This window comes from Rothia sp. P13129, assembly GCF_048512865.1.
GTDB lineage: Bacteria > Actinomycetota > Actinomycetes > Actinomycetales > Micrococcaceae > Rothia.
The window spans coordinates 75,649-89,368 of record NZ_JBLXYA010000002.1; the positions used below are offsets into that span (position 1 = coordinate 75,649).

General features: G+C 47.9%; 9 protein-coding genes. 7 read left to right on the forward strand and 2 right to left on the reverse strand.

Annotated elements, in window-relative coordinates; genetic code table 11:
• The first annotated feature begins 22 nt into the window (after positions 1-22).
• From dnaE to nrdR, 3 genes are read left to right on the forward strand one after another with little or no spacing between them, the layout of a single operon-like run.
• Positions 23-3,565, forward strand: a complete 3,543-nt coding sequence (gene dnaE, locus ACN081_RS02340) for a DNA polymerase III subunit alpha (protein ID WP_419103021.1) — start codon at positions 23-25, stop codon at positions 3,563-3,565.
• Between the two features lie 58 nt (positions 3,566-3,623).
• On the forward strand, positions 3,624-5,006 hold the full coding sequence (hisD, locus tag ACN081_RS02345) for a histidinol dehydrogenase (protein ID WP_419106834.1): 1,383 nt from the start codon (positions 3,624-3,626) through the stop codon (positions 5,004-5,006).
• Positions 5,006-5,596: a transcriptional regulator NrdR gene (nrdR, locus tag ACN081_RS02350; protein WP_419106835.1), complete on the forward strand. Its 591-nt coding sequence runs from the start codon at positions 5,006-5,008 to the stop codon at positions 5,594-5,596. Before hisD ends, nrdR begins: the two co-directional genes overlap by 1 nt.
• A 93-nt stretch (positions 5,597-5,689) precedes the next feature.
• Here nrdR and ppgK read toward each other — a convergent pair whose 3' ends face one another.
• Positions 5,690-6,535, reverse strand: coding sequence for a polyphosphate--glucose phosphotransferase (ppgK, locus tag ACN081_RS02355; RefSeq protein WP_419106836.1), 846 nt, complete (start codon positions 6,533-6,535; stop codon positions 5,690-5,692).
• Between the two features lie 29 nt (positions 6,536-6,564).
• Positions 6,565-7,476: a type I methionyl aminopeptidase gene (gene map, locus ACN081_RS02360; protein WP_419103025.1), complete on the reverse strand. Its 912-nt coding sequence runs from the start codon at positions 7,474-7,476 to the stop codon at positions 6,565-6,567.
• Positions 7,477-7,721: 245 nt separating this feature from the next.
• Here map and ACN081_RS02365 point away from each other — a divergent pair, with 245 nt between their 5' ends.
• The 4 genes from ACN081_RS02365 to ACN081_RS02380 all read left to right on the forward strand — a co-directional run bounded on the left by ACN081_RS02365 (position 7,722) and on the right by ACN081_RS02380 (position 13,720).
• Positions 7,722-7,919 carry an SPOR domain-containing protein gene (locus ACN081_RS02365; RefSeq protein ID WP_419103026.1) on the forward strand — a complete coding sequence of 66 codons (198 nt, stop codon included), beginning with the start codon at positions 7,722-7,724 and terminating at the stop codon, positions 7,917-7,919.
• A gap of 86 nt (positions 7,920-8,005) precedes the next feature.
• Complete coding sequence (gene panB / locus ACN081_RS02370; RefSeq protein WP_419103027.1) at positions 8,006-8,923, forward strand: 3-methyl-2-oxobutanoate hydroxymethyltransferase; 918 nt, start codon at positions 8,006-8,008, stop codon at positions 8,921-8,923.
• A 173-nt stretch (positions 8,924-9,096) separates the two neighbouring features.
• Positions 9,097-10,437 carry a type I glutamate--ammonia ligase gene (glnA, locus tag ACN081_RS02375; RefSeq protein WP_419106837.1) on the forward strand — a complete coding sequence of 447 codons (1,341 nt, stop codon included), beginning with the start codon at positions 9,097-9,099 and terminating at the stop codon, positions 10,435-10,437.
• Positions 10,438-10,558: 121 nt separating this feature from the next.
• The gene (locus ACN081_RS02380) at positions 10,559-13,720 is read left to right on the forward strand and encodes a bifunctional [glutamine synthetase] adenylyltransferase/[glutamine synthetase]-adenylyl-L-tyrosine phosphorylase (protein WP_419106838.1); all 3,162 of its coding nucleotides are present in this window, start codon (positions 10,559-10,561) and stop codon (positions 13,718-13,720) included.

Consider the following 13,720-nt stretch of genomic DNA (forward strand, 5'->3'; position numbering starts at 1 on the left):
AGCTAGAGGAAAGAAGAACAACGTGAGCGGTAAAGGTTTTACTCATCTACACGTACACACCGAGTATTCTATGCTCGATGGTGCAGCGCGCCTGACCGAACTCTTTAGCCGTGCTAAAGAGCTGAATATGGATGCCATGGCAACGACAGACCACGGTTTTCTCTTTGGGGCTTTTGACTTTTGGCAAAAAGCAAATGATGCCGGCGTTAAACCCATTATTGGCCTTGAAGCGTACGTCACCCCTGGTACTCACCGGACAGACCGTAGCCGTGTACGTTGGGGTGAACCAAATATCTCTGAATACGGTGACGTTTCTGGTGGTGGTGCATATACCCATATGACCTTGTGGGCAGAAACCACTCAAGGTATGCATAATCTCTTTAGAGCGTCCTCTTTGGCATCTCTTGAAGGCCACTTTTATAAGCCTCGTATGGACCGTGAACTTCTGCAAACTTATGGTAAAGGGCTGATTGGGACAACAGGGTGCCCCTCTGGAGAAGTTCAGACCCGCCTACGTCTTGGACAATATCAAGAAGCTCTTCAAGCTGCCTCCGATTTTCGAGATATTCTCGGTGCTGAGAATTACTATTGTGAGCTTATGGATCACGGCATCGGCATCGAAAAAGTTGTTGTTGAAGATTTGATGCGTCTCGCTCGAGATTTAAAGCTTCCACTCGTGGCTACCAACGATTTGCACTACACTCATGAACACGACGCTCAAGCGCACGCGGCGTTGCTCTGCGTACAATCTGGCACCACGCTGCAAGACCCTAAACGTTTTAAGTTCGACGCTTCAAACTTCTACCTTAAATCTCCAGAAGAAATGCGAGAACTCTATCGTGACTTCCCTGAAGCTTGCGATAATACCCTAGAAATTGCTGAACGTTGTAACGTAGAGTTCAACACAAAAGCAAACTATATGCCCGCATTCCCTACTCCCGAGGGAGAGAACGAAGAATCGTGGTTCGTTAAAGAAGTCGAAAAAGGGCTACACTTCCGCTTCCCCAAAGGCGTACCCGATGATGTGCGCCGACAAGCAGAATACGAAGTAGAAGTCATCTCAAAGATGGGGTTCCCGGGCTACTTCTTGGTGGTCGCTGACTTCATTAACTGGGCTAAAAATAATGGTATTCGTGTTGGTCCTGGGCGTGGTTCTGGTGCAGGTTCAATGGTTGCATACGCGATGCGTATTACTGAGCTCAACCCCCTAGAACATGATTTGCTCTTCGAACGTTTCTTGAATCCTGAGCGTGTGAGCATGCCTGACTTCGACGTGGACTTTGACGATCGTCGCCGTTCTGAAGTGATTCACTATGTCACTGAAAAATATGGTGAAGATAAAGTTGCTCAGATTGTTACCTACGGAACGATTAAAGCAAAACAAGCGCTTAAAGATTCTTCTCGCGTGCTGGGTTATCCCTTCTCGATGGGTGATCGCCTGACCAAGTTAATGCCACCAGATGTTCAGGGTAAAGGCATGACATTGAAAGAAATTATTGATGAGAAGTCAGCACGCTATGGCGAAGCCTCTGATATGCGCACTCAACTTCGTGAAGACCCTGAATGTCAGAAAGTCTTTGACACGGCTCTTGGCTTAGAAGGACTCAAACGTCAGTGGGGTGTACACGCTGCAGGTGTTATCATGTCGAGCCATGATTTGCTAGATTTGATTCCTATTATGCGCCGTGAACAGGACGGTCAGATTATCACCCAATTTGATTACCCAACGTGTGAAACTCTTGGGCTCATCAAGATGGACTTCTTGGGTCTGCGTAACCTAACAATCATCTCTGATGCTATTGAAAACATTAAACTAAACCGTGACTTCTTCCTTGACTTGGATGCGTTGTCTCTAGACGATAAAGAATCCTATGAGTTGCTAGCGCGCGGTGAAACATTAGGCGTATTCCAGCTTGACGGTGGACCGATGCGTTCTTTGCTGAAAATGATGCAGCCGGATAACTTTGAAGACATTTCCGCGGTTTTGGCTCTGTACCGTCCTGGACCTATGGGCGCAAACTCTCACACAAACTATGCGTTGCGTAAGAACGGACAACAAGAAGTCACACCTATTCACCCAGAGCTCGATGAGCCGCTGGCTGATATTCTCAATACCACCTACGGTTTGATCGTGTATCAAGAGCAGGTTATGGCTATTGCACAGAAATTAGCAAACTACACTCTGGGTGAAGCAGACTTATTGCGTCGTGCAATGGGTAAGAAGAAAAAAGAAGAACTTGACCGGCAGTATGAGAGCTTCCATCAAGGAATGCTATCGAATGGGTATTCTGAAGAAGCTATTAAAGCGTTGTGGGATGTCCTGCTTCCCTTCTCCGCCTACGCATTTAATAAATCCCACACTGCAGCTTATGGTCTAGTCTCTTATTGGACGGCTTATCTGAAAGCACATTACCCTCAAGAATATATGGCTGCTTTGCTGACTTCTGTAGGCGACGATAAAGATAAACTTGCCTCGTATCTCAACGAATGTCGCCACATGGGCATTACGGTATTGCCTCCAGACGTTAACGAATCCGAGTTGAACTTTACTCCTGTCAACGACGATATCCGCTTTGGAATGGGCGCAATTCGTAACGTTGGTGCCCCCGTAGTTGCTGCACTTGTGAGTGCAAGAACTGAAAACGGACGTTTTGAATCTTTCCAAGATTTTATGAAGAAGGTTCCCCTGACCGTGTGCAATAAACGTACCGTTGATTCCTTGATTAAGGCTGGGGCGTTTGATGAGTTTGGGCAGAGTCGGCGTGCACTATCTTCGATTCATGAAGAAGCTGTAGATTCTGCTGCTTCCGTGAAACGTCGTGAAGCAACCGGACAATTTGACCTTTTCGGTAGCCTAGGACTTGAAGAAGAGGGCTTAGGAAACGAATCTATTTTGCAGATCCCCGATATTCCTGAATGGGAGAAGCGGGATAAGCTGAACTTTGAACGTGAAATGCTGGGACTCTATATCTCAGACCACCCGCTCAGAGGTTTAGAAGACCAGCTTGATGCTTTATCTAGCTCGTCAATTCTGTCTCTTTTCGATGAAGAATCATCGGTACCAGACGGTTCAATGGTCACTATCGCTGGCATGATAACTTCTGTGACTCGCCGTGTGGCAAAAAAGAGTGGCAAACCGTATGCTCGTGTTGAGTTTGAGGACCGTACCGGTTCTATCGAAGTTATGTTCTTTGGACGCGCTTATGAGCCTATCGCACCTATCCTGACCGATGATCTTATTTGTACGGTTAAAGGTCGTTTGCAACGTCGAGACGATGGCGCTGTCAGTATTAGTGCTCAGGAAATTAAGGTCCTTGAACTTACCCCCGGTGACGCTGTTGGGCCTGTGACCATCTCTCTTCCAGAATATAAAGCAACTGAAGAAGTCTTGTTACAACTTCAACAGATTCTTAAGAATCACCCTGGGGAGGCCGAAGTTCGTATTGCGTTAGGCACTCGCACTGGCAAGACGTTGATGCGTCTTGGTAGCCACTTGCGTGTTACTCCTGATTCGTCTTTCTACGGTGACATAAAAGTTCTTTTAGGGCCAACTTGTTTGGAATAATGGGTGCTGTTTGTGCGCTGTTCTGGTTTTATTGCTCTAACACAGTAGAATGATGCATATGAGCAGACCTGCAGAAGAACAAGAATATTTGCCTCCTAAACTTTCTCTCTTGGACGTACGGGGGAAAGATTATAGTTATACGCAGCTTCGTGCTTTGATGCCTCGTCAAAGCTCAGAGTATGTTGGTAATGCTCAACAAACTGTTGAAGAGATTATTGCAGGGGTTAAAGACAGCGGCGCAGAATACATCCGTGAACTGGCAGAACGTTTTGACGGTGTTTGTCAGAGTTCCCTTCGTGTCCCCGAATCGGCTCTTGAGGATGCCTTAGAACGCTTAGATCCAAAAGTTCGAGTAGCTTTAGAGATTTCTATCGAACGTAACCGCACTTTCGCTCAAGCACAACGTCCTCAAGACAGAACAATTGAGGTGGCTCCCGGTGCTCAACTCACGAACCGATGGACACCGGTTCGACGTGTAGGTTTATACGTTCCCGGTGGCTTAGCGGTTTATCCATCTTCGGTGATTATGAACGCTGTTCCGGCACAAGCTGCAGGCGTTGAATCTATCGTGTTATGTAGCCCGCCACAAAAAGAATTTGATGGGTTGCCTCACCCCACTATTTTGGCGGCTGCTGCGCTTCTAGGAATTCGTGAAGTTTGGGCTATTGGTGGTGCTCAGGCTCTCGCAGCCATGGCCTACGGCATACAAGATGCTGACGATGAACTCATCAGCGTTGATACTATTACCGGCCCAGGAAATATTTTTGTTGCTTTAGCTAAACGCGCGTTACAAGGTGTTGTCGGTGTTGACGGTGAAGCAGGTACCACCGAAATTGCTGTGATTGCAGATAATTCTGCTCACGCAGAATATGTAGCTGCAGATTTAATCTCCCAAGCAGAGCACGACCCTAATGCTGGCTCTATTTTGATTACTGACTCGCCAGAATGCGCTGAACGTGTATCTCAAGCTATTGCTCATCAAGCATCGGTAACGAAACACCGAGACCGCGTGAAGACCGCCCTTGAAGGCCCCCAGTCAGGAATTATTCTGACAGATTCTTTAGAACAATCCATACGCGTTGCTGACGCTTACGCTGCTGAACACCTTGAGATTCATACGAAGAATCCTGTAGAGGTTGCTCAACGTGTGCGTAACGCTGGAGCTATTTTTATCGGCCCGTATTCTCCAGTTCCTCTCGGCGATTATGCTGCGGGGTCAAACCACGTGTTACCAACCTCTGGTACAGCTTCTTTCGCATCAGGTCTCAATACCTCAACTTTCATGAAGGTTGTTCAGCTGATTGAATATTCTCAACCTGCGTTAGAAGACATTGGCGACCACATCGTGACCTTGGCACAGGAAGAAGATCTCCCTGCGCATGGTGAAGCTATTACCATTCGTAGCGCGAGCGATTCTTCTGAATCAGGAGGTAGCCTCTGATGAACTGCCCATACTGCCATAAGGCAGGATCACGCGTGATTGATTCGCGCGTGATTGAAGACGGCAGCGCGATTCGTCGCCGCCGTTTATGCGATAACTGTGAAGACCGTTTCACGACGTATGAAACAACGGGTATATCTGTTGTGAAACGTTCGGGAGTGACAGAACCTTTTAAACGGGAAAAAATTGTGAATGGCTTACGTAAAGCCTGCCAAGGCAGACCTGTAAGCGAAGACGATTTAGCAAAACTTTCACAAGAAGTTGAAGAAAAAATTCGTTCTTTGGGAGATAACCGCGTAAAAGCTCATACCGTTGGATTAGCTATTCTTGAACCGCTATCACGGCTAGATGCTGTTGCCTATCTTCGTTTTGCGAGTGTATATCAGAACTTCGAGAATCTAGAAGATTTTGAGAAAGCTATCGAAGGGCTACGCGATACATATAAGAAGTATTCTGCTAACCTCTCACTCAATGACGAGACACCCCAAACTCTTGATATTACGGGACATGAAACATCTTCTCACCCTTCAGAAGATATCTTGTATCACCGCGAACAAGACGAGGGACCAGAACAACCAACCCTTTTATAAAGGACATACGACAAAGAACCTTCTGAGGAGGAAAGCGGTCTCCTCAGAAGGTTCTTTATGTGCCCCATTGAATGGGGAAGAAAACGATAGCCTTTAGCTCTCTTGTTCAGCTGCTAGTCTTTGGCGCTCGCCTTCAACAAACCCGAAAGCCCATAGCGCGGCTCCTACAATGCCAGCGTTATTCCGTAATGCGGCCATGACCATCGGGATATCAAGATCATCTTCGAAATATGGCATGAATTTTTCAGGATTTTTAGAGATTCCACCACCGATAATAAACAAGTCAGGGGAGAACAATAAGGTGAGGTGGCTGAAATAACGGTGTAGTCGTTTACCGTATTTCTTCCATGAAAGGTCATCTCGTTCACGTGCTCGCGCAGAGGCACGAGACTCTGCATTTTCTCCGTCTAATTCTAGGTGACCTAACTCCGTGTTAGGGATGAGCTGTCCATTGAGGATAAGGGCAGAGCCGATACCTGTGCCTAAGGTAATAACAGCGATGAGCCCTTGTTTGTCTCGTCCTTGTCCGTAGTATGCTTCTGCTAGTCCGGCCGCATCAGCATCGTTGAGGGCATAAACAGTTCGTCCGCCAAGTGCCTCAGACATGAGCTGTTCGATATTAACACCAATCCATGATTTATCTACATTAGCGGCTGACAGCGCAACACCGTTTTTGACGATAGCTGGAAAATCAACGCCGATAGGAGAATCCTTAGCCGGCGCTACAGGACGTGACTGAAGTTCTTGAACAATCTCAGCAACAACTTCTGCACAAGCTACTGGCGTTGCTGGAGACGGCGTGGGGATACGGAATCGATCTGAAACAAGCTCGCCGGTACGAACGTTGACGATACCGCCCTTGATACCGGTTCCACCAATATCAATACCAATGGTGAGATCTTCACATGATACGTGTGTTGTGGTGTTCTCTGAAGTCATAGATTCTCCTAATAGAGGTTGAGGGGGGGCTAAAGAGAAGGAAGGGTAAGAATATCCGCACCGTCTTCGGTTACTACGAGAGTATGCTCAAATTGTGCAGAACGTTGACGGTCTTTTGTGACGACAGTCCAATCATCTTTCCAAAGCTCCCACTCAATTCCACCGAGAGTAAGCATCGGCTCAATAGTGAAAATCATGCCCACTTCCATGACCGTGTTATACGCTGGTGCAGCATCGTAGTGAGGGATGATGAGCCCTGAATGAAATTCTCGCCCTACACCGTGTCCGGTGAAATCTCGAACGACTCCATACCCAAAACGTGCGGCATATTTTTCAATAACGCGACCAATAACATTAATTTCCCGTCCCGGTTTGACGGCCTTGATGGCACGGTCGAGAGATTCTTTAGTTCGTTCAACAAGAAGGCGTGATTGCTCATCAACATCACCGATGAGTAATGTCACATTAGTGTCTCCATGTACCCCATTTTTATAGGCTGTGACATCAAGATTGAGAATATCTCCATCTTCTAAAACAGTGCTATCTGGAATTCCATGGCAAATCACTTCATTGAGTGACGTACACACCGACTTCGGATACCCTCGGTATTCTACGGTTGAGGGGTACGCTCCATGATCACAAATGTATTCGTGAACAATGACATCGAGAGCGTCGGTGGTTACACCAGGGACAGCAGCTTTTGCTGCTTCAGCAATAGCATTTGCGGCAATAGTGCCAGACTCACGTACTAATTCAATCTCTTCAGGCGTATACATATTAGAGTCGTAGCCTTCACGAGCTTCGGCCTTTCCCACATACTCGGGGCGTTCAATATGAGACGGGACAGCCCTGATAGGGGTAACTACTCCAGGGGTTAAACAGCCGATAGGTGCTTGTCCTGGCGTTGCAGGAAGATTATGTGAAGTGGAAATTTTAGCCATAGGTTTATCCTAACTCGTCCAAGAGGTTCATTGACCGTTCTGCTCTTCTTTCAAGGAATGGATATTTTGCCGTATCTTGGCAAATAACGGCAGAAAATATTACTCATGCCAAAAAAATAGAGAATCTATAAGGCATCTTAGAGAACAGTTCTAGGGTAGGCTGTGAGATATACCTCCAGCAGGTGGAGAATAAGGCTCTGACGTCATAGAAATGTCTAGGGGCATGAGTTATAAGGAGAGACCTCATGAGTCGAGATTACTTACCCGGACCAGAAGAAAATGAGTACTGGTATAACTTGAGAACACAACAAGTACAACAAGGAAACCTCGGTTTAGGTACCGATTTGTGGGGACCTTACCCAAGTTATGAGGAAGCCTTACATGCTATGGAAAAAGCAAAACAACGTAACGAAGAATGGGACGAAAACAACGATTCTTGGTAGTACCCTCCAGCTTGAACTTAAAGTGTGAAAGGTATTCTGAGATTCTGCTGAGGTAAATACTCGATGATAGCGGTAGACTTTTATCTATGAGTTCTACACCTGCTTCTGAAGAAAACGCGCCCTATAACGCTCAAGAAACCACAACGCTTTCCCCTCGAGAAGAACCAACATCTCACACACCAAGCGTCTTCGATAACGTACGAAAAATTCGTACCGTCCACTTAAATGCGGCGAAAGCAGCTGGCGAAAAATTCGCGATGCTCACGTGCTACGATTACCTGACAGCACAAATTTTTGACGCCGCAGGAATCGAATTGCTCCTTGTCGGAGATTCAGCTTCAAATAATGTCCTCGGATATGAATCTACCTTAGCTATCACTGTTGATGAGATGATTCCACTTGTTGCTGCTGTATCTCGTGGAGCACAGCGCTCAATGGTTGTTGCAGACCTACCCTTCGGCTCATATCAGGCTTCCCCCGCTCAAGCAGTTGAGACTGCTAGCAGATTCATGAAAGAAGGCGGTGCACACGCCATCAAAATGGAAGCAAGCTCCGCATACGCCGAACACGTGAAAGCAATAACACAAGCGGGTATCCCCGTGATGGCACATATTGGGTTCACCCCACAATCCGAGCACGCACTTGGCGGTTTCAGAATCCAAGGGCGTGGTGATAGTCGAGAAAAAATTCTTCACGACGCACTCACCCTCACCGAAGCAGGAGCATTCTGCCTCCTCATGGAAATGGTGACAGAAGACGTTGCAGAAGCCGTCAACAAAGCAGTAGGAGACACCCCCACCATCGGTATCGGTGCAGGATCCTCAACGACAGGGCAAGTCCTCGTCTGGCAAGACGCATTTGGCCTACGCCAAGGAAAAATGGCGCGCTTTGTCAAACAATACGCACATATCGCTGAAGAACTAACTGACGCAGCAAAAACCTATCGACAAGAAGTTCGTGACGGCACATACCCCGGACCCGAACACATCTTCAAAAACTCATAACAAGAGGCGGAGTGTGAAGAAAGCATCACACCACCACCCACACCAAACGAAAGAACTCTACTCATTCTCTGACATGACACCTCTCAAAGGCAGAGAAAAAATGAGAGAGCTTATACAGTGTAGACAGAAACCCCATACAGTCACCGACGACTGAAAACAACACGAGGAGTACCATGGACCGCCAACAAGAATTTGTTTTGCGAACTATCGAAGAACGCGATGTGCGATTTGTCCGAATGTGGTTTACCGACGTCGTCGGCACACTCAAATCAGTTGCACTCGCCCCCGCAGAAGTCGAAAGTGCCTTCGCTGAAGGACTCGGGTTTGACGGCTCATCTATCGAAGGGCTATCCCGTATCTACGAATCAGATATGCTCTTGCAACCTGACCCCGCAACATTCCAAATTCTTCCATGGCGTGGCGACGAAGAACCCACCTCCCGCATGTTCTGCGACCTGCTAACACCTGATGGGAAACCCAGCGCTGCAGACACCCGAGGCGTCCTCAAACGTACCCTCGAAAAAGCTGCAAGTATGGGTTTTACCTGCTACACCTCACCAGAAATTGAGTTCTACCTCCTTAAATCTAAAGAACTAGGCCCCAACGGATTCCCCGTACCAGTAGACTCCGAATCCTATTTCGATCACACACCCGGAGGAGTCGTCCAAGACTTTCGTCGCAGAGCCGTGACCATGCTAGAAGAAGTCGGAATCTCCGTCGAGTTCTCTCACCACGAAGCTGGTCCCGGACAAAACGAAATCGACCTCCGTCATGCAGATGCACTACAAACTGCAGACAACATTATGAGTTTCCGTACCGTCATCAAAGAAGTTGCACTCTCCCAAAATATCTACGCAACATTTATGCCTAAACCCTTCACCGAACACCCCGGTTCTGGCATGCACACACACTTCTCACTCTTTGAAGGCGACACCAACGCCTTCTTCGAAGCCGGCGCAGAATACCAACTTTCACGTACTGCACGGCACTTTATTGCCGGTATCCTCAAACACGCACCAGAATTTACCTCTGTCACAAACCAATTCGTGAACTCTTATAAACGGCTTTGGGGCGGGGGAGAAGCACCCAGCTACGTATCGTGGGGACACAACAACCGCTCTGCACTCGTGCGTGTGCCACTCTATAAACCTAATAAGATGCAATCAGCGCGCATTGAATACCGTGGTATTGACTCCGCCGTCAACCCCTACCTTGCGTATGCTGTTATCCTCGGTGCCGGGCTCAAAGGTATTGAAGGCGAATACGAACTTGGGCCAGCGGTAGTAGAAGACCTCCAAGCCATGAGCTCTGCAGAGCGCCGTGCAATGGGATACCACGCATTACCGTTCTCCCTACACGACGCCATCCATAAAACAGAAGAATCTGAATTTATGGCAGAAATACTGGGAGAACAGGTCTTTGAACAATTCCTACGGAACAAACGCACCGACTGGGAAGCATACCGTGCTGAGGTAACCCCATACGAACTTAAAAATAATCTAGGAATCCTCTAAAAAATAGGGTAGAGCTAGCATCACCAGAAAACCACTCCCATGCTAGCTTTACCCTATTTTTCTCGCACTATCAGCAGTACCGGCATCCTCCTTTTAACAACGGGCAGGGAAAGGACACACCGTGCCACCGACACAACCGGCAACAGGAACACTGAGCATCGAAGAACTCGAACGCCGCGCACAACTTAGCCAAATGGTCGCCATCGGATTCTTTGATGCCCAAAAAAGTCTGCGTTGGCTTGACGCCCCCGAACTCAAAAACATTCACCGAGAAAAACTCTTTGAGGGACTACGCTACAGCCCCTCACCAGATAGTGCGCTCATAAGCCTCGTACGCCTACTCGAAAAAGCGCCACAACTAGAAAAAACCCTCAACGCAGAACAAACTCCTCTCGCAATATATCGACTCCTTGGAGCCTCCGAAGCACTTGGTGATTTTCTACTCCGACACCCAGAACATCTTGACGTCTTAACCTCCCCTCAAGAACACCTATTAGAAGAACCCTGCCCACCCACACTATTACCAGAGAAAGACCACGAACACCTCTGCCCACAAGCACCCCTAGACACCCAATACCGCCGTTCTATCCTCAACACCCTCGGCGCCAACCCCGAAGACGAAAACCCCACCGCAGAAAACTACGACAAAAACGCGTATATTACACTTCGTACGCTCTACCGGCGATACCTCTGCGAAATTGCTATCTGCGACCTCACCGCAGAAAACCCCCAAAAAATTATGCCTCTGGTAAGCCGAAAACTCGCCGACCTTGCATCTGCCGCCCTCGACGGAGCACTCGCTATTGCCCGCGCAGAAGCCAACAACAAATGGGGCACACACAACACACAACAAATACAACTAGCCATCATCGGTATGGGAAAATGCGGCGCCCGCGAACTCAACTACATCTCTGACGTCGACGTCATGTACGTTGTCGACACCAAAACCCCACCAGCGCCTGAGACAAAACTTACCGAAGAACACACCTCACGAATCGCCTCAGAAATGGTTCAAACCATCTCAAAAGTTATTATGTCCCCAGCAAGCGAACCTGCCCTCTGGGAACTTGATCCAAACCTCAGACCTGAAGGAAAAGACGGAGCACTCGTCAGAACTATCAACTCCTATACCTCCTATTATCAACGATGGGCAGAAAACTGGGAATTTCAAGCACTCCTTAAAGCACGCCCCATAGCAGGCAACGCAGACCTCGGCTACCGATGGATGCAAAAAATTACCGGATTCATCTGGGAATCCTCAAATAGAGAAGGCTTCGTCTCCTCCGTACAAAAAATGCGCGCTCGCGTGACCGAAAATATTCCTGCACAGCATCGGGAACGCCAACTTAAACTTGGGCCTGGCGGGCTACGCGATATTGAATTTACCGTACAACTTTTGCAACTGGTCCACGGGCGTTTTACTCCCTCCGTGAGAACTCAAGCCACCACAGATTCTTTACAAGCATTAAGCAAAGCAAGCTTTATCGGGCGTGCTGACGCACAGAGTTTTGAAGAACATTATCAGAAGATTCGTCTGATGGAACACCGTCTGCAACTACGATACATGCGACGGACACACCTCATGCCTGAGAAAGATGAAGATATTCGGGTGCTGGCACGAGCTATCACTTCTCCTGAACATATCGGTGAGCAGACAGCACAAGGACTCATCAAAGACTGGACAAAAACTAAACGTGCCATTCGTTCTTTGCATGAGCGTCTTTTCTTCCGCCCTCTTCTGGCGGCTGTCTCACATTTATCTCAAAGTGAAGTCGCCTTAACCCCGGAAGAAGCGCAGGCTCGTCTTGGAGCTTTAGGCTATAAAGATACACGAACAGCGATGCGACATATCCAGGCTCTCACCCAAGGTATTAAACGTAGCGCTGAAATACAACGTACGTTGATGCCAGTGCTTTTAGGATGGTTCGCACAAGGTGTAGACCCTGACGCCGGATTATTAGGTTTCCGTCGATTATCAGAGTCTTTGGGCACAACACCTTGGTATCTGAGGATGCTCAGAGATTCTCCGGCGGCAGCTGAACGAGTCTGCCAGATTCTCTCGAGTTCACGTTTCATTGCGGATCTTCTAGAGGATGCACCAGAATCTATCGCGTGGCTAGATCATCAAGAAGATCTACTTCCACGTAGTGTGGAGGCTTTGCAAGAAGTTCTTCACAACAGCTTGATACGACATGAAGACACATCTGACGCAATTCGAAGTGTGCGGATGATTCGTCGCCGTGAAATTCTTCGTATTGCTATGGGCGAAGCCATCAATTTCTTGAACCTCGAACAGACCATGCAAGCGCTAACGACTATTGACCAAGTAACGGTCGAAGCGGCACTGAACATTGTTCTTCGCGAACGTTACACTCATACTCAACAAGAACCGAAAACTCAAGTGTGCATCATTGCGATGGGACGGCATGGCGGCTTTGAGATTGGGTACGGATCAGATGTGGATGTGATGTACGTTCATGAGCCATGTGAGGGGATTGATGAAAATGTTGCTGCCTCTGAAGCAACAGAGATTATTCATCGGATGGTACAGATCCTCAAACAGCCCTGTACACCACCTCTGCGAGCAGAAAAAATTCTTGATATTGATGCGAACCTTCGTCCTGAAGGTAAAACAGGGCCGATGGTTCGTTCTTTGGCATCGTTTAGAGAATATTACGAGCGTTGGGCTGATACATGGGAGTATCAGGCGTTGCTTCGTGCTCGTCCTTTTGCCGGTTCTCAGACACTTGGGCAGAAGTTTATGGAGTTGATTCGTCCGTATCGTTACCCTGCAACACTGACGGTGCAACAAATGATGGATATTCGACGTATCAAAGCCCGTGTTGAGAATGAGAGGATGCCTCAAGGCGCTGATAGAAACCGGCAACTCAAATTAGGCCGTGGTAGTTTATCTGACGTGGAATGGGTTATCCAACTGATACAGCTTTGCTGTGCATCTAAAATACCAGCTCTTCAAGTGACGGGAACTTTGCAAGCTCTGGAACAGGCAAGAATAGCTGGAGTTTTGAAAGACTCCGATGCAAATATTTTGGCTCAAGCCTGGAAACTAGCAACAAAGATTCGAGGATGTCAGGTGCTTCGAACGGGACGGTCTTCTGATGTGTTGACCAGTATGCGCACCGATTTAGAAGCAATCGCACGCTGGTGTGCTTACCCTGCAGGGCATACCCGTGAACTTGAAGAAGACTATTTACGGACGACGCGGCAAGCTCGACAAGTTTTTGAACGCCTTTTCTTCGATACTGATTTTCGCCAGCTCTAG